Source organism: Actinomadura rifamycini DSM 43936 (genome assembly GCF_000425065.1).
Lineage (GTDB): Bacteria > Actinomycetota > Actinomycetes > Streptosporangiales > Streptosporangiaceae > Spirillospora > Spirillospora rifamycini.
The window spans coordinates 63,666-82,874 of sequence record NZ_AULB01000008.1 but is presented as its reverse complement, the minus strand read 5'-3'; the positions used below and the strand labels follow the sequence as shown (position 1 = coordinate 82,874).

Genomic DNA, 19,209 nt, shown 5'->3' with positions numbered 1-19,209 from the left:
ATCCCATGACCGGAGACGGACCCGTCACCGAGTTCGACGGCCGGTTCAGCGACCCGTCCGCGCGAGCGACGCCGTGGCCAGAGGCGCGGCGCGTGCTGCGGGACGCGGAACTGTACTGGCTCGCCACCGTGCGAAGGGACGGGCGTCCGCACGTGACGCCCCTCATCGGGGTGCTGCGGGAGGACGCCGTCCACTTCTGCACCGGCCTGCGCGAGCAGAAGGCCCGCAACCTCGACCACAGCCGGCAGGTGACGCTGACCACGGGGAGCAACGCGTGGGCGAAGGGCCTCGACGTGGTCGTCGAGGGCGCCGCCGTGCGGGTGACCGACCGGCCGTCCCTGCGGCGCCTGGCCGACGCGTACGTGGACAAGTACGGCGAAACCTGGCGCTTCGAGGTCGGGGACGGTGTCTTCGGCGCGGGCGAGGACGCCGCGGCCGTGTTCCGCGTCGAGCCGTCCGCCGTGTTCGCGTTCGCCAAGGACCCCCACGGGCAGACGAGGTACCGCTTCGCCCGGAACTGACGGGCGCGACCGCGCACCGGGCTCGGGGCGGTCCTAGGCGAGGCGGAGGGCGAGGAAGAAGTCGACCCGGTCCTCCAGGCGGGACAGGTCGCGGCCGGTGAGGTCCTCGATGCGCTGGATGCGGTACCGGACGGAGTTCACGTGCAGGTGCAGCCGTTCGGCGCATTTCGTCCAAGACCCGGAGCATTGCAGGAACGTCTCGAGGGTGCGGATCAGGTCCGCCTTGTGGGCGTCGTCGTAGCTCCGCAGCGGAGCGAGGAGCCGCATCTCGAACATCTGGCGGACGTCGTCCGGCACGCTCGCGAGCAGCAGGACGTGCGTGGCGAGCTCGTCGTGCCGGACGATGCGCACGGGGTCGGTGCGGCCGGCGGCGATGCGGCGCGCGCAGCGCGCCTCCTCGACGGCGCCGCGCAGTTCGGCGGCGGGGACGACGTCGCTGACGCCCACGGCGATGCCGGAGCCGGCGAGGCCGGGGGCGAGGGCCCGCAGGGCGGCCTGCACGCCGCCGGCGACGTCCGCGTCCGGGGCGGCGGGGACGAGCGCGACGGCCTCGTCGTCGAGCAGGCCCACGAGGGGGCGGGGGACCGGCGCGGCCTCCGCGAGGAGCGTGCGCAGCTCGCCCGGCCGCAGGGACCCGCGCCCCGTGGCGGCGACCGCGACGAACGACGCCGCGGGGTCGAGGCCCGCGAGTTCGAGCCGGGGGGCGATCTCGTCGGGGGGCGCGGCGGCGGCGACGAGGCGGACGAGTTCCTGCGCCACCCGGCCCTCCACGCCGAGGCGGTCGTCGAGGCGCGCGCGTTCGAGCGCGGCGATCGCGGCGAGCTCGGCGGCGAGGGCGCGGCGCTCGGGGGGCCAGTCGGCGGCGTCGCCCGCGCAGGCCAGGAACCAGTCGGCGACGCGCGAGGTGGCGTCCTCCGCGACGGGGAAGAGGGTGACGCCCGGGTCGGCGAGGTGGTGCGGGAGCCGCGGCGCGGTCAGGAACGCGCGGGCCAGGGCGTCCGGCGGCGCGGGCGCGGGCGGCCCGGCGACGACGCGGCCGGTGGGGCGGGCGCGGGCGGCCCGGCGACGACGCGGCCGGTGGGGGCGAGCACCCAGCAGCGCATGCCGAGGTCGCGGTCCAGGAGGTCGAGGACGGCGTCCAGGCCCGCGCCCCGGTCCGCGACGAGCCGGCGGTGCCGGTCGAGGACGGCGGTCAGGTCGGCGGCGCGGGCGCCCGACAGCCGCCGGACGACCTCCTCGGTGACGGTCGCGAACGCCACGTCCTCGGGGACCTTGAACAGCGGGATCCGGTGCCGTGCGCACGCCGCGACGAGGTCGTCCGGGACGGTGCCGGACGCGAGGTCCCACGCGGCGAGGGCGGACACCCCGGCCGCGGCGAGCGCCGACACGAACGTCTCGGAGTCGGCGGGGCCGGTGCGCCACACGAGGCCGGTCAGCACGAGCTCGCGGCCGCGCAGGTAGCGGCCGGGGTCGAGCAGGTCGGTGGTGACGACCCACCGGATCGTCCGGTCCAGCTCGTCCTCCCCGGTGACGACCTCCAGCCGCAGGGGCATGGCGAGGAGGGAACGCAGTCTCATACGGCCAGTTAACCCAGGGGGACGGGTCCGGGTGTAGGGCGCGCTTGGAGCAACGCACGAAACCGGGGCCCCGACCGGGGCCGCTTCTCGGAGGTCCTGTCCCTCGACCGGGCCGCGGGCCGCCGGGTCTACTGCAGTCAGGACGGACGAGGGGAGGCGCGGGTGCCGGTCACCGAGGACGACCTGCGGGCCTGCTGCGCGTCCCGCGCGTGGCTCGCGGCGGTGCGCGGCGCGGGCCCCGCGGAGCTGCGGACGGCGTCGGCGCGGGCGCTGGACGGGCTGGACTGGGCCGGCGTCGCGGAGGCGCTCGCCGCGCACCCCCGGATCGGCGACCGGGTGCGGGGCGGCGGTCGCGGCCCGGCGTGGTCGCGGGGCGAGCAGTCCGGGGCGGACGGGGCCCCGGCGGAGGTTCGGGACGCGCTGATCGAGGGCAACCGCGCATATGAGGAGCGGTTCGGGCATGTGTTCCTCATCTGCGCGACCGGGCTGAGCGCGGCGGAGATGCTGGCCGCCCTCCGGGAGCGGCTGGGCAACGACCCGGAGGCCGAGCGCGCGGTCGTCCGCCGGGAACTGGCCGGGATCGTCGATCTGCGGCTGGCGAAGCTGATGGGGGAGCGGCATGACTGAGCGGAGCGAAGGCATGAGCGCGGCTCTTGCCGGGGGGTGTGGGGGGCCGTCCCCCCACGGGGAGTCGGCGTGAGCCTTTCGACGCACGTGCTGGACGCGTCCCGCGGGCTGCCCGCGCGGGGCGTGCGGGTGCTGCTGGAGCGCAGGGAGCCGGACGGGGCGTGGACGGCGCTCGCGGAGGCCCGGACGGACGGGGACGGGCGCGTCCGCGACTGGGGCGTCGCACCGGGCGCGGGCGTGCACCGGCTGACGTTCGACACGGCGGGCCTGTCGGACTTCTACCCCGAGGCGGCGGTCGCGTTCACGATCGCCGACCCGGACGCGCACCTGCACGTCCCGCTGCTGGTCAGCCCGTTCGCGTACTCGACCTACCGAGGGAGCTAGGACGCATGGCGATCGTGCTCGGCGGCAACCGGTACGGGAAGGCGGAGACGCGGGTCGTCCGCGTGACCCGCGACGGCGACGTCCACCGGATCAAGGACGTCAACGTGAGCGTGCTGCTGTCGGGCGACATGGAGGCCGCGCATCTGACCGGCGACAACGCGGCGGTGCTGCCCACGGACACGCAGAAGAACACCGTGTTCGCGTTCGCGAAGCGGTACGGGGTCGGGGAGATCGAGACCTTCGGGCTGCGGCTGGCGCGGCACTTCGCGGACGCGCTGCCGCCGGTCGCGCACGCCCGGGTGGAGGTCGAGGAGTACGCCTGGAGCCGGGTCACCGGGCGGCACTCGTTCGTCCGGGACGGCACGGAGGTGCGGACCGCGCTCGTCCACAGCGACGGGACGGGCGGGCGGGAGACGGTCGTGTCGGGGGTGACGGGCCTCGCGCTGCTGAACTCGACCGGCAGCGAGTTCCGCGGGTTCGCCGAGGACGAGTTCACGACGCTGGAGCCCGCGGACGACCGGATCCTGGCGACGGCCGTGACGGCGACCTGGCGGCACCGCCGGGCCGGCGCGGATTGGGACGACTCGTACCGGGCGGTGCGGGAACACCTGCTGAGGGGGTTCGCGGAGACGTACAGCATGTCGCTGCAGCAGACGCTCTACGCGATGGGGCGGCGCGTGCTGCGGGAGCGCCGCGAGGTCTGCGAGGTGCGGATGTCGATGCCGAACCGGCACCACGTCCTCGTCGACCTGCGGCCGTTCGGCATGGACAACGACAACGAGGTGTACCACGCGGCCGACCGCCCGTACGGGCTCATCGAGGGCACGGTGCTCGACGACGACGCCCCGGGCGCGCCGGACGCGTGGAACTGAGGGGGACGCGATGGAGTTCCTGCGACCGGCGACCTGGGAGGACGCGCTCGCCGCGAAGGCCGCGCACCCGGGTGCGCTGCCGATCCAGGGCGGCACCGACGTCATGGTCGAGATCAACTTCGACGCGCGGCGGCCGGAGGCGCTGCTCGACCTGACCCGCGTCGGTGAGCTGGCCGCATGGGACGAGGACGGCGGGACGCTCCGCGTCGGCGCGGGCGTCCCGTACGCGCGGCTGATCCGGGAGCTGGGCGACCGGCTGCCGGGGCTCGCGCAGGCGTCCCGGACGGTCGGGTCGCCGCAGATCCGCAACCGCGGGACGGTCGGCGGCAACCTGGGCGCGGCGTCCCCGGCGGGCGACGCGCACCCGCCGCTGCTGGCCGGGGGCGCGGTGATCGAGGTCGAGTCGGCCGCGCGCGGCGTCCGGCCGGTCCCGGCGGAGGAGTTCTACCTGGGCGTGAAGCGGTCGGCGCTGGAGCCGGACGAGCTGATCCGCGCGTTCCGCGTCCGGCCGGCGTCCGGCCCGCAGTACTTCTCCAAGGTCGGCACCCGGAACGCGATGGTGATCGCGGTGTGCTCGTTCGCGGTGGCGCTGCACCCGGACGAGCGCCGCGTCGGCACCGGGTTCGGTTCGGCCGCCGCGACCCCGCGCCGGGCGCGGGAGGCGGAGGAGTTCGCCGCCGCCGGGCTCGACTGGGACGGGCGCGGCCCGCTGCGGGAATCGGCGGCGCGGGCGTTCGGCGAGCTGGTGGCGCGGGCGGCGGCCCCGATCGACGACGTGCGGGGCACCGCCGACTACCGCAGGCACGCCCTCGCGGTGATGGCGCGGCGCACGCTCACCTGGGCCTGGAACGACCACCGGGCGGGCATCGAGGGAAGGGAGGCGTCCTGATGCGCGTGAACCTCACCGTCAACGGCTCGGCGGAGACCGTGGACGACGTGTGGGAGGGCGAGAGCCTGCTGTACATGCTGCGGGAGCGCATGGGCCTGCCGGGCTCCAAGAACGCCTGCGAGCAGGGCGAGTGCGGCTCGTGCACGGTGTACCTGGACGGCGTTCCGGCGTGCGCGTGCCTGGTCGCGGCCGGACAGGCCGAGGGCCGCGAGGTCCGCACCGTCGAGGGGCTGGCCGAGGGGGCGCCGGGCGGGGAGCGGCTCGATCCCGTGCAGGAGGCGTTCGTGGAGGCGGGCGCCGTCCAGTGCGGGTTCTGCACGCCGGGCCTGATCGTCCAGTCCCACGACCTGATCGAACGCAATCCCGCGCCGAGCGACGCGGAGATCCGCGAGGCGCTCGCCGGGAACCTGTGCCGCTGCACCGGGTACGAGCAGATCCTGGACGCGGTGCGCCTCGCGGCCGCGCGCAAGGCGGCCGCCCGGGGACGAGCGACCGCATGAGGACCGTCATCGAGAACGCGCACGTCGTGACGGTGTCGGGGGACGAGCATCCCGGCGGGCACATCGTGATCGACGGCGACCGCATCACCGCCGTGGGGTCCGGGCCGGCCCCCGTGATCGAGGGCGCGGAGAAGATCGACGGCACCGGCTGCGTCGCCACCCCGGGCCTGGTCAACGCGCACCACCACCTGTACCAGTGGGCCAGCCAGGGCATGGCGAGCGACAGCACGCTGTTCGAGTGGCTGACGACCCTCTACGAGCCGTGGTCGAAGATGGACGCCGAGGTGGTCGCGGGCGCGGCAAGCGCCGGGCTCGGCTGGCTCGCGAAGTCGGGCTGCACCACGGCGTCCGACCACCACTACCTGTTCCCGAAGGGGCGCGGCGACCTGTTCGCCGCCGAGATCGACGCGGCCGCCGAGCTGGGCGTCCGGTTCCACCCGGCGCGGGGCTCGATGGACCGGGGGCGGTCCGACGGGGGCCTGCCGCCCGACGAGGTCGTCGAGGACCTCGACACGGTCCTCGCCGAGACCGCGGCCGCGATCGACCGGTACCACGACCCGTCGCCGGGGTCGATGCTGCGCGTCGCCGTCGCGCCCTGCTCGCCGTTCTCGGTGACCCGCGACCTGCTCGTCCGGTCGGCGGAGCTGGCGCGCGAGAAGGACGTCCGGCTGCACACGCACCTCGCCGAGACCCTCGACGAGGAGGAGCACACCCGCGAGCGGTTCGGCACGACCCCGGCCGAGTACCTGGACTCGATCGGCTGGCTCGGCCCCGACGTGTGGCTCGCGCACTGCGTCCACCTGCACGACGCCGACGTGAAGCGGCTGGCCGAGACCCGCACCGGCACCGCGCACTGCCCCAGCTCCAACGCCCGGCTCGGCGCCGGCATCGCCCGCGTGGCGGACCTGCTGCGGGAGGGCGCGATCGTCGGGCTCGGCGTGGACGGGGCGGCGTCGGCCGAGCTCGTCCCGCTCGCGGGGGAGATGCGGCAGGCGATCTACCTGCAGCGCGCCCGGTACGGGCCGGCGGCGCTGACCGCCCGGCAGGCGCTGGAGATGGCGACCCTCGGCGGCGCCCGCTGCCTGGGCCGCGACGACGAGCTGGGCACCCTCGAACCGGGGAAGCTCGCGGACGTCGCGCTGTGGCGGGTGGACGGCTTCCACGCGGCCGTCGACGACCCGGTGGTCGCCCTCGCGTTCGGCGGCACCCCGCCGCTGGAGCGGCTGCTCGTCGGCGGCCGGACGATCGTCGACGGCGACGTGCTGGTGAGCGTCCCGCAGGACGAGGCGGCGCGGCGCGGCGCGGACGCGCACCGCCGGCTGATGCGGCTCGCGGAGGAGGTGCTGTAGATGGCGTCCTCGATGGGAAGCGGCCCGATGGGAAGCGGCCCGATGGGAAGCGGCCCGCTGGGAAGCGGTCCGGTGCGGAGCGGTCCGGTGAAGAGCCCGGGCAGGGTGGAGGCGCCCGGCGCCGGCGGCGTCGGCGAGAGCCCGGCCCGCCCCGACGGCACCCTCAAGGTCACGGGCGAGTTCGCGTACGCGTCCGACCTGTGGATGGACGGGATGCTGTGGGGCGCCACGCTGCGCAGCCCGCACCCCCGCGCGCTCGTCCGGTCGATCGACGTCGGGCCCGCGCTGGCGGTGCCGGGCGTGCACGCCGCCCTCACGCACGAGGACGTGCCCGGCGCGAAGGTGTACGGGGAGGACGGCGCCGCGGACCAGCCGGTCCTCGCGTTCGGCGAGGTCCGGCACCAGGGCGAGCCGGTCGCGATCGTCGCCGCCGACCACCCCGAGACGGCGCGCCGCGCCCTGGAGCGCATCGCCGTCGGCTACGAGGTGCTGGAGCCGGTCACCGACCCCCGCGCGGTGGTCGCCGACCCCGACGGGCTCCGGGTGCAGCCGCGCGGCGGCATCGTCCGCCACCAGCCCGTCCGGGTGGGGGACGTCGGCGCGGCGCAGGCGGCCGCCGCGGTCGTGGTGTCCGCGGAGTTCGAGGTCGGCATGCAGGACCAGGCGTTCCTCGGGCCGGAGGCCGGGCTGGCCGTCCCGGCCGAGGACGGCGGCGTCGAGCTGTACGTGTCGACGCAGTGGCTGCACAACGACCTCGCGCAGATCGCGCCGTGCCTCGGCCTCCCCGAGGACCGGATCCACATGGCGCTCGCGGGCGTCGGCGGCGCGTTCGGCGGCCGGGAGGACCTGTCGGTGCAGATCCACGCCGCGATGCTGGCGCTGCGCACCGGCAAACCGGTGAAGATGTCGTACAACCGGGAGGAGTCGTTCTTCGGGCACGTCCACCGGCATCCCGCGCGGATGCGGTACGAGTACGGCGCCGCGGCGGACGGGAAGCTCCTGTACGCCGACGTGGAGATCGTCCTCGACGGCGGCGCGTACACGTCGTCGACCCGCAACGTCGTCGGCGGCGCCGCGTCGCTCGGCGTCGGCCCGTACGAGATCCCCAACATCAGGATCGACGCGTACGGGGTGTACACCAACAACCCGCCGTGCGGGGCGATGCGCGGGTTCGGCGCCGTCCAGGCGTGCTTCGCCTACGAGTCGATGATGGACCGGGTCGCCGCCGCGTGCGGCATCGGCCCGGTCGAGGTCCGCCGCCGCAACGCCGTCTCGCAGGGGTCGGCGATCGCGAGCGGGCAGATCATCGACTCCCCGGCGCCGCTCGCGGACATGCTGGGGCGGCTGGAGGCCGTGCCGATGCCCGCGCCCGCCGACACGTCCGACATCCGGAACCTGCCGGGCGGCGCGTCCCAGACCACCCGCGGCGAGGGCGTCGTGCGCGGCGTCGGCTACGGCGTCGGCTACGGCGTCGGGATCAAGAACATCTGCTTCTCCGAGGGCTTCGACGACCTGTCCACCGCCCGCGTCCGGCTGGAGGTCATCGGCGGCGCGGCGACCGCGCTCGTCCACACGGCGGCCGCCGAGGTCGGGCAGGGCCTCGTGACGATCCAGGCGCAGATCGCCCGCACCGAACTCGGCATCGGGAAGGTGGCGATCGCCCCGGCCGACATCCGGGTGGGCGACGCCGGCTCGTCCAGCGCGTCCCGCCAGTCGTACATGTCGGGCGGCGCGGTGAAGGCGGCCTGCGAGGCGGTCCGCGCCGGACTCCTCGCGCTCGCCGCCGACCGGTACGGCCGCGCCGGGACCGCGGACCTGGCCGTCGCCGGCGGCATGATCGTCTCGCGGGCGGACGGCGTGCTCGGCACGGTCGAGGACGCGCTCGGCGACGCCGTCCTCGACGAGACCCGCGAGTACCGCCACCGGCCCACCGTGCCGATGGACCCGGTGACCGGGCAGGGCGCCAGCCACGCCCAGCTCGCCATCTGCGTGCACCGCGCCGTCGTGGACGTCGACGTCGAACTCGGCCTCGTCAAGGTCGTGGAGCTGGCCGCCGTCCAGGACGTCGGCCGCATCCTCAACCGGCAGGCGCTGGAGGGCCAGATCCACGGCGGCTCCGCGCAGGGCCTCGGCCTCGCCGTCCTGGAGGAGATCCAGGTGTCCGGCGGGCTCGTCCGCAACCCGTCCTTCACCGACTACCTCATCCCGACCATCCTGGACATGCCGCCGATGCGGCTGGACATCCTCGAATACCCCGACCCCGCCGCCCCCTACGGGCTCCGGGGCGCCGGGGAGCCGCCCACGCTCTCCTCCACGCCCGCCATCGTCGCCGCGATCCGCGACGCCACGGGCGCCGCGCTCACCCGGGTGCCGGTGCGGCCCGAGCACATCGCCCCGGCCCCGGTGGGGGAGTGGGACCGCCGTGGCCGAGGATGACGGCATGCATCGGATGCGGAAGCCCCGAGGGAGGCGCGGATGAGGATGCGGTGGGCCGTGAACTGCTCGATCCTGTTCACCGAGCTGCCGCTGCTCGAACGTCCGGCCGCGGCGAAGGCGGCAGGGTTCGACGCGGTGGAGTTCTGGTGGCCGTGGCCGGGCGAGCCCGTGCCGTCCGCCGCCGGCGTCGACGCGTTCTGCGCCGCGCTCGCGGACGCCCGCGTCCGGCTGATCGGCCTGAACTTCTACGCGGGCGACATGCCGGCGGGGGAGCGGGGCGTCCTGTCGGACCCGGCCCGCGCCGGCGAGTTCCGCGACAGCGTCGCCGTGCTGGTCCGGATCGCCGAGCGGACGGGCGTCCGGTCGTTCAACGCCCTGTACGGGCAGCGGCTCGGCGGCGTCGCGGCGGCCGAGCAGGACCGCGCCGCGACGGCGAACCTGGTGTTCGCGGCGGACGCGGTCGGGGCGCTCGGCGGGACGGTGCTGATCGAGCCCCTCTCCCGGGGGGCGAACGGCGCGTACCCGCTGGAGACGGCCGCCGACGCGATGGCCGTCGTGCGGCGGGCGCGGGCGGCGGGCGCGGCGAACGTGAAGCTCCTCTTCGACGCCTTCCACCTGACCGTGAACGGCGACGACCTGGAGAAGGCCGCGCGCGAGCACGCCGCCGACATCGGGCACGTGCAGATCGCCGACGCCCCCGGCCGGGGCCGGCCCGGCACCGGGGAGATCGACTTCCCCCGCCTGTTCCGCGTGCTCGACGCCATCGGGTACGACGGCCGCGTCGCGCTCGAGTACCGGCCGGACGGGCCGACGGAGCGGGAGTTCGCCTGGATGGAGGACCTCCGGGCATGAGCGGCCCCGACCGTGAGCCGCCGCGGGGGCGCCCGCGGCGTCTCCGCTCCCCGGAAGGAGCCGCGTGCCCCCCGACCTCGTGATCAGATCCCGCCGGACCGTCCTGCCGGACGGCGAGCGCCCCGCGGCCGTCACCGTCCGCGCCGGCCGGATCGCCGCGATCGGCCCCTACGACGGGCCCCTCCGCGCGCCGTCCGGCGTCGACCTCGGCGGCACCGCGCTGCTGCCGGGCCTCGTCGACACGCACGTCCACATCAACGAGCCCGGACGCACCGAGTGGGAGGGGTTCGCGACCGCGACCCGCGCGGCGGCGGCCGGGGGCGTCACCGCCCTCGTCGACATGCCGCTCAACTCGCTGCCGCCCACCACCGGCCCGGCCGCGCTCGCGGCCAAGCGCGCGGCGGCGGACGGCGCGTGCCACGTGGACGTCGGGTTCTGGGGCGGCGCCGTCCCCGGCAACCTCGCCGCGCTGCGGCCGCTGCACGAGCGCGGCGTGTTCGGGTTCAACACGCTCTAGCGAGGAATCCCGGTCGTTCACGGCCGGGAGGAATCGCTTCCCTGCCCCGCGCCCGGACGTCAGTCCGGGCGTTTTTGCCGGTCGATGTACTCGGCGATGACCGTCAGCGGCGCCCCGCCGCAGGATGCCGCAAAGTAGGACGGCGACCAGAAATGATTGCCCCACAGATACGTGCGGACATGGGCGGGGAACTGTTTGCGCAGGTAGTGCGCCGAGGTGCCCTTGAGGCGGTTGACCAGGGTCGAGATCGCCAGCTTGGGCGGGTAGTGCACGAGCAGGTGGACATGGTCGTCCTCGCCGTTGAACTCGCGCAGCTCGGCGCCCATCCCCTCGCACACCTCCCGCATGACCGTCTCGCAGTGCTCCAGCATGGCCCCGGTGAACACACCACGCCGATACTTCGTGACAAAGACAAGATGAACATGGAGGTTGAAAACGACGCTGCGGCCACGCCTGATGTTGGGGTCTGGAACCCACCTCGGTGACATGGACAAGATGCTAACCTGGCGCGGTGAAGCTGGTCGTGCAGGTGAAGTTGTGCCCGGACGAGACCGCCGCGGCGGCTCTCCGGGACACGCTGCACGCCTGCAACCGGGCCGCCAACCACGCCTCCCGCCGCGCGTTCGCCACCGGCATCACCAGCAGAACCGGCCTGCAGCGCCTCGTCTACCGGGAGCTGAAGGGCATGGGCCTGTCGGCGCAGCCGGCGATCCACGCCGCCCGCAAGGCTGCCGGGGCCTACGCCACCTTGAGGGAGAACCTGAAGGCGGGCAACTACGGCCCGGAGGGTTGCAGGCGGCGCCGTGAGGTGGAGGGCAGACCGGTGCGGTTCCGCAAGGACGCCGCGCAGCCGTTCGACGACCGGTCGCTGTCCTGGCGGCTCGACGCCGGCACCGTGTCGATCTGGACCGTGCGCGGCCGTACACCCGGCATCGCCTTCCAGTGCTCGCCCGAGCAGCTGAAACTCCTCACCGGGTACCGGCGGGGCGAGTCCGACCTGGTCCACCGGGGCGGGAACTGGTACCTGCACGCCACCTGCGACATCCCCGAACCCGAGATCAACAACCCTGAGAACGGGTTCCTGGGTACCGATCTGGGGATTGTCAACATCGCCACCACCAGCGACGGCACCGTCCATGCCGGCAAGGACCTGAACCGGGTCCGGCACCGCAACCGCCGCCTCCGCAAGAAGCTGCAGTCCAAGGGCACCAAGTCCGCCAGACGGCGGCTGCGGCACCTGGCCGGCCGCGAAGCGCGCTTCGCGGCGAATACGAACCATTGCGTGTCCAAGCAGATCGTGACCGAGGCTCAACGCACCTGCCGCGGCATCGCCTTGGAAGACCTGGGCGGTATCCGGTGCAGGGTCCGGCTCAGAAAGCCCCAGCGGGTCACGCTGCACTCGTGGAGTTTCTCCCAGCTCGGCGAGTTCATCGCCTACAAGGCGCGCCGGGCCGGGGTGGTCGTGGTGCACGTCGATCCTCGCAACACCTCCCGCGGGTGTTCGGCGTGCGGCCATATCGACAAGAGCAACCGCCCCGACCAGGCGACATTCAGATGCACCTCGTGCGGCTTCGCTGAGCACGCCGACGTGAACGCAGCCCGCAACATCGCCGCGCGCGGTGCGGCGGGCTGGGCAGTGAGTCACGCTGCCGACGACGCGGCCTGACCCATCACACCCAGTGGTGGCGAGGAGCTGCAAGCTCGGTCCCTTCAGGGCCGAGAAGCTGACGTGCTTCACCGCCGACTCGGGGGTCCCGGAGTTCCCGCCGCTGTCCCCGGACGAGATGCGGGACGCGTTCGCCGAGATCGCGTCGTTCGGCGGCCTCGCCGTCGTGCACGCCGAGGACCCCGCCGCCCTGACGGCCCCCGCCGGCGGGGGCTACGCCGCGTTCCTCGCGTCCCGCCCGCCCTCGGCCGAGCGCCGCGCGGTCGAACGGGTCGTGCGGCTCGCCGCGGAGACGGGCGTCCGCGCGCACGTCCTGCACCTCTCGGCGGCCGACTGCCTCGCCCCGCTCGCGGCGGCGCGGGCCGCCGGGCTGCCCGTCACCGCCGAGACCTGCCCGCACTACCTCGCCCTCACCGCCGACGACGTCGCGGACGGCGCGACCGCGTTCAAGTGCTGCCCGCCCATCCGCGACCCCGGCAACCGGGACGAACTGTGGCGGGGCCTCGCCGACGGCGTCATCTCGTGCGTCGTCACCGACCACTCGCCCTGCGCGCCCGAACTGAAACGCGGCGACTTCGCGTCCGCGTGGGGCGGCGTGTCGTCCCTCCAGCTCGGCCTGCCCGCCGTCTGGACGGCCGCGCGCGCCCGCGGCCACGGGCTCGCCGACGTCGTCCGCTGGATGTCCGCGGCGCCCGCCGCGCTCGCCCGCGTCCCCGGCAAGGGCGCCATCGAGGTCGGCCGGGACGCCGACCTCGTCGCCTTCGACCCCGACGCGGCGTTCACCGTCGACCCCGCCGCCCTCCACCACCGCCACCCCGGCACGCCGTACGCGGGCCGCGCCCTCACCGGCGCCGTCCGGACGACCTGGCTGCGCGGCGCGCCCGCCGGCGGCGCCCCGGCCGGCCGCCCGCTGACCCGATCGGAGACCGCGTGACCGGCTTCGCCGCGCTCCCCGACCTGGCCGTCCGGACGCTCGGCGGCTCGGTGCTCGCCGCCGGCGACGAGTCGTTCGCGGCGAAGGAGAACCTGATCAACCCGTGGGCGCCCGCGTTCCGCCCGGAGACGTTCGGGCCGAAGGGGCAGGAGTACGACGGGTGGGAGACGGCCCGGCGGCGCGGCCCCGGGCACGACTGGGCGCTCGTCCGGCTCGGCCTGCCCGGCGTGGTCCGCGGCGTCGTCGTCGACACCGCCTGGTTCAGAGGCAACTATCCGCCGCACGCGTCCGTCGAGGCGTGCCGCGCCGACGGGTACCCGGGCCCCGCCGAACTCGCGGACGCCGACTGGGTCGAGATCGTCCCGAAGTCGCCGCTGGGGGGCGACGCCGCGCACGCGTTCCCCGTCGACGCGGGGCGGCTGTTCACGCACGTCCGGCTGAACATGTTCCCGGACGGCGGCATCGCGCGGCTGCGCGTGCACGGCGAGGTCGTCCCGGATCCGCGGCTGCTGACCGGGCTCACGGTGGACCTCGCCGCCCTCGAGAACGGCGCGCGGGTGGTCGGGTGCTCGGACGCGTTCTACTCGTCGCCCGGCAACATGCTGCTCCCCGGCCTCGCCCGCACCCAGGCGGAGGGCTGGGAGACGGCGCGCCGCCGCGGCCCCGGGCACGACTGGGCGCTCGTGCGCCTCGCCGGCCCGGGCCTGGTCACGCTGGTCGAGGTCGACACGACGAACCTGAAGTTCAACGCCCCCGCCGAGGTCGCCGTCCGGGCGATGCGCGACGGCGGCCGGGCGCCCTCCCACGACGTCCTGCCGCGGACCCGGGTCCGGCCCGACACCCGCCACCGGTTCCGCGTGCCGCCCGTGGAGGCGTCCCTCGTGCGCGTGGACGTGCACCCCGACGGCGGCCTGGCGCGGCTCCGCCTGCTCGGCGAGCTCACCCCGGACGGCGAGCGGGCCGTGCGCGCCCGGTGGGACGACCTCGCGGGCGCGTGACCCGGGACGGCGTCAGGACGCGAACGCGCGCTCCCCGGGCACGGCGATCGTGCCCTGCGCGGCCGCGCACAGCCGCTCCGTCCCGTCGGCGGCGACCGCCGCGATGTCGCAGCGGCACACGACCCGGGTCCGGCCGGCGCGGACGATCCGGGCGTGCGCCCGCAGCAGCGTCCCGTGGGCGGGGCGCAGGTAGTCGATGGTGAACCCCGCGGTGATCAGCCGGGTCCCCACCACGCTCCCCGCGGCGAACGTCAGGGTGTTGTCCGCCAGGTAGCCGAGCACCCCGCCGTGCACGTGGCCGTTCTGCTGCCGCAGGCCGTCGTGGACGTCCAGTTCGAGCGTCGCCTCCCCGTCGCCGAAGGCGACCAGCCGCGCGCCGACGAGCGTGTTGAAGGGTTGCGCCGCCAGCACCTGCTGCGCGGTCGCCAGATCCACCGTCGTGTCCATGCCACCTCACTTCACTAGTGAAGTGAGAATGCCGGGCCGTCTCCCCGCGTGTCAACGCCCCACCGCGCGGGCGTCGCCGGCTCGCGGGGTCTGCCAGGATCGCGCTATGTCCGAGGCTGAGCCCGATCCGCGTCTGTTCTTCCTGCTGCAACGGGCGGCGCACCGGCTGCGCACGGTCGCCGACCGGCGCTGCCTCGCCGCCGCCGGGGTGACCACCGCCCAGCTCGGCGCGCTGCTCGCCGTACGGGAGGGGCCGGACGTCACCCAGCGCGGGCTCGCCCGCACCCTGGGGCTGCGCGAGTCGGCCGTGACCGCGCTCGTCGCCCGGCTCGTCAAGGCGGGGCTCGTGGCGCGGCGGGCGCATCCGCGCGAGCACCGCGCCGTGGTGCTGGAGCTGACCGCCGGCGGGCGCGCCGCGCTCCGCGCCGCCCAACCCGAGATCGACCGGTTCAATGCCGAGCTGCGGGAGCTCCTCGGGGACGACGGGTTCCTGCGCACCGCCGCCGCCATGCGCGACCTCGCCCACTGGGATCCCGGCGCCCCCGCCTGACCCGCCGCCCCGTGGGGCCGGACGGCACCGCGCTGCCGTGCCCGGCCGCCTACGGGATCACCGACCTCGCGTTCCGAACGTCCGGGACGAGCCCCTCGCCCGGGTCTGGACGGACTCGCCGGCCTTCAGCGCCTACCGGGGCACGAGCTGGATGACCGGCCCGTGCCGGGAGTGCCCCCGCCGCGAGACCGACTTCGGCGGCTGCCGCCGCCGGGCGCACGCCCTCACCGGGGACGCCGCCCGCACCGACCCGGCCCGCGCGCTCTCCCCGGACCACGGCCTCGTCCGGGACGCGGCCGCCGCCGCGGGCGGTCCCGGCCCCCCGTTCGTCCACCGCCGCCCCGGCGCGCTCCGGTGGCCCGGACGGCGGGCCGTCACGCCCAGCCCGCGGCGGGGGACGTCGTGAGGCCCGCGGCGTCGGCGGCGGCGTAGTCGTCGTCGATCAGGACGACGTCGCGGCCGGCGCGGTCCAGGAGGCTCGCGGCGATCGACGCCCGGTAGCCGCTCGCGCAGTGCACCCACAGCTCGTCGCCGGGAAGCTCGTCGACGAGGGCGCCGAGGGTGTGCAGCGGGACGCCGATCGAGCCGACGACGGCGCCGCGGGCGCGCTCGTCCGCGCGGCGGACGTCCAGGACGGTCGCGCCCGAGGGGACGTCGGCGAACGCGGCGGTGGGGTAGCCGGTGACGCTGCCCGGGGCGGCGGCCTCGGGCGGCCCGACGGCGGCGCCCGCCGGGCGCTCGATGCCGATGCGGACGAGCTGGCGCTGCGCCTCCGCGATCTGCTCGGGGGAGTCGGACATCAGGGTGATCGGGGCGCCCCAGGGGATCAGCCAGCCGATGTAGGTGGCGAACGGGCGGGAGAGCTCGACGCCGACCGTGCCCCGGACGTGGGAGGCGGCGTAGGCGGTGCGGGACCGCAGGTCGACGACCCATGCGCCGCGCGCGATGCGGGCGGCGAGCTCGTCCGGGGCGACGGGGGCGGGCGGGGAGAGGTCGGCGGGGCCGGCGCCCGCGATGTTCCGCTCGCCCATCTGGGCGTAGTAGCGCGGGTAGGCGGAGAGGCCCGCGACGAGGCGGTCGACGAAGGCGTCCTCGGACGGTTCGGTCAGCGCGTCGTTGCGGGCGCGTTCGTCGCCGAGCGTCCACACGGCGTCGTCGGTGGCGGGGGCGGACGAGCAGAAGCTGCCGAACCCGTGCGTCGGGTAGACGCGGGCGTCGTCGCCGGCGACGCCGGCGAGCCGGCGGGCGGAGCGGTACTGGGCGCGGGCGAGTTCGCGGGTGCGGGACCGGGCCACGAGGTCGGTGCGGCCGACCGTCCCGTAGAGGAGGGAGCCCCCGGTGAACAGGGCCGTCCCGCCCGGGCCGTCGACGGCGTAGGCGAGGTGGGCGTCGGTGTGGCCGGGGGTGGCGACGGCCCGGACGTGCAGGTCGCCGACGTCGAGTTCGTCGCCGTCGGCCAGCGGGCGGTGGTCGAACGCGAGGAGGGCGGACGCCGGGAGGCCGTGGTCGGCGCCGGTGGCGCGGGCCAGTTCGAGGCCGCCGGACACGTAGTCGTTGTGGACGTGCGTCTCCAGGACGAGCGCGCAGCGCACCCCGAGTCCGTCCAGGACGCGGGAGACGCGGTCGAGGTCGCGCTGCGGGTCGATGACGATGGCGTGCCCGCCGTCGTGCGCGACGTGGCTGCGGTCGCCCAGTGCGGCGGTCTCGATGATCTCGACGTCGGTCATGGTCGCCCCCTTCGACCGCCCGCCCGCGCGGCGGGCTCGTCCGATGAGGGGTACATGCCCGTCGAAACCGGGGCAATTCGGCCCCGCGGTCCGGAGCGGAGCGCGGGGCCGGAGCGGGGGTCAGGCCCCCTCGGCGGGCTCCTCCTCCAGGAGGTCGTCGAACTCGCCGTCCTTGACGCCCGCGATGAAGGCGTCCCACTCGGCCTCGGTGAAGTAGAGGATCGGGCCCTCGGGGTTCTTCGCGTCGCGCATCACGACGGCCCGCTCACCGAAGTCCTTGTGCCGGACGGGGACGTCGCCGCCGTCGACGAACTCGATGATGACCCCGTCGCTGAGGATCGGTTCCTGCTCGGTCACTGCACACCTTCTTCGTCCCGGCGCTGTCGGCGCCCAGCGTAGTCCGGGACGGGCCGGTCACACAGCGGAACGCCCCGGCCGCCCACGGTGGGGGGAGCGGCCGCCCGCCGCGGGGAGCGGCGGCCGGGGCGGGGCCTCGCGGCGGGGAGGAGCCCGCATGCCGGACTGTACGGGCGAGGACGATCGGCCACAATGAATCGCCTTCGAGGGCTTTTTCAGTGTGTATCCCGTTGTCGTCGAAGGGGCCGCCCGTCTCGGCGGAAAAAACCGCGAACGCGCGCCGGGGGATCGGCGAAGCGGGAGTGACCGACGCTCACAGCGGAAGGCACGACATGATCCCTGACCCCACGCGGGCGGCGTTCCCGGACCGCCCGCGTCCCCCTGATCCGCCGGGCGGGCGCGCATGACGGCGCCCGCCATCGACGGCGACACCGAGATCGTCCGGCGCTCGCTGACGGAACCGGAGTGCTTCGCCGCCCTGTTCGACCGGCACTACGCCGCGATCCACGGGTACGCGTCGCGGCGCCTCGGGCCGACGCTCGCCGACGACGTGGCCGCCGAGACGTTCTTGATCGCGTTCGACCGGCGCGGGAGCTACGACGCGTCCCGCGCGGACGTCCGGCCCTGGCTGTACGGGATCGCGTCCAACCTGATCGCGCGGCAGCACCGCGCGGAGGCCCGCCAGTACCGGGCGCTGGCCCGCGCCGCGGCTCCCGCCGCCGACGCCGGGCACGCCGACCGCGTCGCCGGGCGGCTCGACGCGCAGGCCGCGCGCGGGCCGCTCGCCAAGGCGCTGCGGAAGCTGTCGCGCGGCGACCGGGACGTGCTGCTCCTGGTCGCCTGGGCCGACCTCGGCGTGCAGGAGGCGGCCGAGGCGCTCGGCATCCCGGCCGGGACGGCCCGGTCGCGGCTGCACCGGGCCCGCAAGAAGATCCGTGCCGCACTGGGCGGCGGCTTCGACCTGGGAGAGGACACCATCCGATGAACGACATCGACGCCCTGCGCGAGGCGTGGGACGAGCCGGCGGCGCCCTCGTCCGCCGCCCGGACCGGCGCCCGCGCCGCCCTCATGGACCGCACCGCCGGACGCGCGCCCGCCGCGGCGCCCCGGCACGCCCCCGGCGGGCGCCTCCCCCGCCTCGGGATCCGGCTCGCCGCGGTCGGCGCGCTCGCCACCGCCGCCGTCGTCGGCGTGACGGTGCTCCAGTCGGGCGGCGTGGACGAGCACGGACGGCCGGCGCCGGTCGTCCCGGGCATCCCGGCGGGACCGGTCGCGAACGCGTCCGAGCTGCTGGAGCGGGCCGCGATGTCCGCGGAGACCCGCGCGTTCACCGCGCCCCGCCCCGACCAGTGGGTCTACGTCGAGTCGCGGTCGCGGCGCGGCGACACCCCCAACGGGCCCCTGTCGGACGACCCGGCCGACACGCGCACGAACAAGAGCTGGACGCGCGCCGACGGCAAGATGATCGCGTACATGGAGAACGGGCGGCTCGAACGGTCGCCGATGATCGCGGGGTCGCCGCCGTCGGACTACGCGAGCCTGGCGAAGCTGCCGACGGACCCGGACGCGCTGCTGACGTGGGTCTACGCGGACATGGGCGGGCTCGGCGAGACCGCCGAGGGGCGCTACGCGACGGCTTACACGACGCTCAGCGCGATCCTGCGGGACAACGTGCTGCCGCCGAAGCTGGAGGCGGCGGTGTTCCGGGCGATCAAGCAGATCCCGGACGTGACGCTCGTCGAGGGGCGCCTGGACATGTCCGGGCGGCAGGCGATCGCCCTCGGCCGGATCACCGAGGGGTACCTCCACGAGGAGATCCTCTTCGACCCGAAGACGTACGGCTACCTCGGTGAGCGGGCCGTCGCGATCAGGGAGCACTCGACGCGGGGAGAGGACGGGACCCTCGCGTTCCGCAAGGGCGACCTGATGCGGCTGACGGTCCAGGTGAAGACCGGGATCGTGGACGACGCCGGGCAGCTTCCGTAGCGCGGAACGCGACGGGCGGC

The 19,209-nt window shown here is 75.4% G+C and carries 22 protein-coding genes and 1 pseudogene; 17 read left to right on the top strand and 6 right to left on the bottom strand.

What is annotated here, in order from left to right; all coding sequences use genetic code 11:
• Nucleotides 1-5: 5 nt before the first annotated feature.
• Nucleotides 6-521, top strand: coding sequence for a pyridoxamine 5'-phosphate oxidase family protein (locus H505_RS0105340; RefSeq protein ID WP_026401147.1), 516 nt, complete (start codon nucleotides 6-8; stop codon nucleotides 519-521).
• A 33-nt stretch (nucleotides 522-554) separates the two neighbouring features.
• On the opposite strand, the gene H505_RS50905 is transcribed toward H505_RS0105340, so the two are convergent.
• Together H505_RS50905 and H505_RS50900 are read right to left on the bottom strand one after the other, a co-directional pair.
• Nucleotides 555-1,280: a PucR family transcriptional regulator gene (locus tag H505_RS50905; protein ID WP_211238398.1), complete on the bottom strand. Its 726-nt coding sequence runs from the start codon at nucleotides 1,278-1,280 to the stop codon at nucleotides 555-557.
• Nucleotides 1,281-1,495: 215 nt separating this feature from the next.
• Nucleotides 1,496-2,098, bottom strand: coding sequence for a PucR family transcriptional regulator ligand-binding domain-containing protein (locus H505_RS50900; RefSeq protein ID WP_211238397.1), 603 nt, complete (start codon nucleotides 2,096-2,098; stop codon nucleotides 1,496-1,498).
• Nucleotides 2,099-2,260: 162 nt separating this feature from the next.
• On the opposite strand from H505_RS50900, the gene uraD reads away from it, so the two are divergent.
• The 9 genes and pseudogenes from uraD to H505_RS0105290 all read left to right on the top strand — a co-directional run.
• Complete coding sequence (uraD, locus tag H505_RS39955) at nucleotides 2,261-2,725, top strand: 2-oxo-4-hydroxy-4-carboxy-5-ureidoimidazoline decarboxylase (RefSeq protein ID WP_034516823.1); 465 nt, start codon at nucleotides 2,261-2,263, stop codon at nucleotides 2,723-2,725.
• Nucleotides 2,726-2,794: 69 nt separating this feature from the next.
• Nucleotides 2,795-3,109 carry a hydroxyisourate hydrolase gene (gene uraH, locus H505_RS0105325; protein WP_026401146.1) on the top strand — a complete coding sequence of 105 codons (315 nt, stop codon included), beginning with the start codon at nucleotides 2,795-2,797 and terminating at the stop codon, nucleotides 3,107-3,109.
• Between the two features lie 5 nt (nucleotides 3,110-3,114).
• Complete coding sequence (gene pucL / locus H505_RS0105320) at nucleotides 3,115-3,981, top strand: factor-independent urate hydroxylase (RefSeq protein WP_026401145.1); 867 nt, start codon at nucleotides 3,115-3,117, stop codon at nucleotides 3,979-3,981.
• Between the two features lie 10 nt (nucleotides 3,982-3,991).
• Entirely contained in the window at nucleotides 3,992-4,870 is an 879-nt protein-coding gene (locus tag H505_RS0105315) for an FAD binding domain-containing protein (protein ID WP_026401144.1), read from the top strand.
• A complete protein-coding gene (locus tag H505_RS0105310) occupies nucleotides 4,870-5,370 on the top strand; it encodes a (2Fe-2S)-binding protein (RefSeq protein WP_026401143.1) in 501 nt (166 codons plus the stop codon). Before H505_RS0105315 ends, H505_RS0105310 begins: the two co-directional genes overlap by 1 nt.
• Nucleotides 5,367-6,719, top strand: coding sequence for an 8-oxoguanine deaminase (locus H505_RS0105305; RefSeq protein ID WP_026401142.1), 1,353 nt, complete (start codon nucleotides 5,367-5,369; stop codon nucleotides 6,717-6,719). The genes H505_RS0105310 and H505_RS0105305 overlap by 4 nt, the downstream gene beginning before the upstream one ends.
• Nucleotides 6,720-6,761: 42 nt before the next feature.
• A complete protein-coding gene (locus H505_RS0105300) occupies nucleotides 6,762-9,155 on the top strand; it encodes a molybdopterin cofactor-binding domain-containing protein (protein WP_084549926.1) in 2,394 nt (797 codons plus the stop codon).
• Nucleotides 9,156-9,200: 45 nt separating this feature from the next.
• Nucleotides 9,201-10,007, top strand: a complete 807-nt coding sequence (locus tag H505_RS0105295) for a hydroxypyruvate isomerase family protein (RefSeq protein WP_199748090.1) — start codon at nucleotides 9,201-9,203, stop codon at nucleotides 10,005-10,007.
• 79 nt (nucleotides 10,008-10,086) lie between these two features.
• A pseudogene (locus H505_RS0105290) lies at nucleotides 10,087-10,512 on the top strand (amidohydrolase family protein); the annotation flags it as partial.
• 71 nt (nucleotides 10,513-10,583) lie between these two features.
• Here H505_RS0105290 and tnpA read toward each other — a convergent pair.
• Nucleotides 10,584-11,012, bottom strand: a complete 429-nt coding sequence (gene tnpA, locus H505_RS0105285; RefSeq protein ID WP_084549891.1) for an IS200/IS605 family transposase — start codon at nucleotides 11,010-11,012, stop codon at nucleotides 10,584-10,586.
• A gap of 23 nt (nucleotides 11,013-11,035) precedes the next feature.
• Here tnpA and H505_RS0105280 point away from each other — a divergent pair, with 23 nt between their 5' ends.
• Genes H505_RS0105280 through alc form a run of 3 tightly spaced genes read left to right on the top strand, consistent with a single transcriptional unit; the run spans nucleotide 11,036 to nucleotide 14,122 of the window.
• Nucleotides 11,036-12,190 carry an RNA-guided endonuclease InsQ/TnpB family protein gene (locus tag H505_RS0105280; RefSeq protein WP_026401137.1) on the top strand — a complete coding sequence of 385 codons (1,155 nt, stop codon included), beginning with the start codon at nucleotides 11,036-11,038 and terminating at the stop codon, nucleotides 12,188-12,190.
• Nucleotides 12,191-12,206: 16 nt separating this feature from the next.
• Nucleotides 12,207-13,124: an amidohydrolase family protein gene (locus H505_RS39950; protein WP_341849554.1), complete on the top strand. Its 918-nt coding sequence runs from the start codon at nucleotides 12,207-12,209 to the stop codon at nucleotides 13,122-13,124.
• Nucleotides 13,121-14,122, top strand: a complete 1,002-nt coding sequence (gene alc, locus H505_RS0105270) for an allantoicase (RefSeq protein ID WP_026401136.1) — start codon at nucleotides 13,121-13,123, stop codon at nucleotides 14,120-14,122. The genes H505_RS39950 and alc overlap by 4 nt, the downstream gene beginning before the upstream one ends.
• Nucleotides 14,123-14,134: 12 nt before the next feature.
• On the opposite strand, the gene H505_RS0105265 is transcribed toward alc, so the two are convergent.
• A complete protein-coding gene (locus H505_RS0105265) occupies nucleotides 14,135-14,569 on the bottom strand; it encodes a PaaI family thioesterase (protein ID WP_026401135.1) in 435 nt (144 codons plus the stop codon).
• A 106-nt stretch (nucleotides 14,570-14,675) separates the two neighbouring features.
• Between H505_RS0105265 and H505_RS0105260 the strand changes: the two genes are divergently transcribed.
• Entirely contained in the window at nucleotides 14,676-15,119 is a 444-nt protein-coding gene (locus tag H505_RS0105260) for a MarR family winged helix-turn-helix transcriptional regulator (RefSeq protein ID WP_026401134.1), read from the top strand.
• A gap of 151 nt (nucleotides 15,120-15,270) precedes the next feature.
• Nucleotides 15,271-15,525, top strand: coding sequence for an SPASM domain-containing protein (locus tag H505_RS47300; RefSeq protein WP_026401133.1), 255 nt, complete (start codon nucleotides 15,271-15,273; stop codon nucleotides 15,523-15,525).
• On the opposite strand, the gene H505_RS0105250 is transcribed toward H505_RS47300, so the two are convergent.
• On the bottom strand, nucleotides 15,494-16,846 hold the full coding sequence (locus H505_RS0105250; protein ID WP_026401132.1) for an MBL fold metallo-hydrolase: 1,353 nt from the start codon (nucleotides 16,844-16,846) through the stop codon (nucleotides 15,494-15,496). The two genes, H505_RS47300 and H505_RS0105250, sit on opposite strands and share 32 nt — an antisense overlap.
• Nucleotides 16,847-16,966: 120 nt before the next feature.
• Nucleotides 16,967-17,203 carry a DUF397 domain-containing protein gene (locus tag H505_RS39940; protein ID WP_034516820.1) on the bottom strand — a complete coding sequence of 79 codons (237 nt, stop codon included), beginning with the start codon at nucleotides 17,201-17,203 and terminating at the stop codon, nucleotides 16,967-16,969.
• Between the two features lie 403 nt (nucleotides 17,204-17,606).
• Here H505_RS39940 and H505_RS0105240 point away from each other — a divergent pair, with 403 nt between their 5' ends.
• On the top strand, nucleotides 17,607-18,188 hold the full coding sequence (locus tag H505_RS0105240) for an RNA polymerase sigma factor (RefSeq protein ID WP_026401131.1): 582 nt from the start codon (nucleotides 17,607-17,609) through the stop codon (nucleotides 18,186-18,188).
• Nucleotides 18,185-19,189: a CU044_5270 family protein gene (locus H505_RS0105235; RefSeq protein ID WP_026401130.1), complete on the top strand. Its 1,005-nt coding sequence runs from the start codon at nucleotides 18,185-18,187 to the stop codon at nucleotides 19,187-19,189. Before H505_RS0105240 ends, H505_RS0105235 begins: the two co-directional genes overlap by 4 nt.
• The last annotated feature ends 20 nt before the right edge of the window (nucleotides 19,190-19,209 follow it).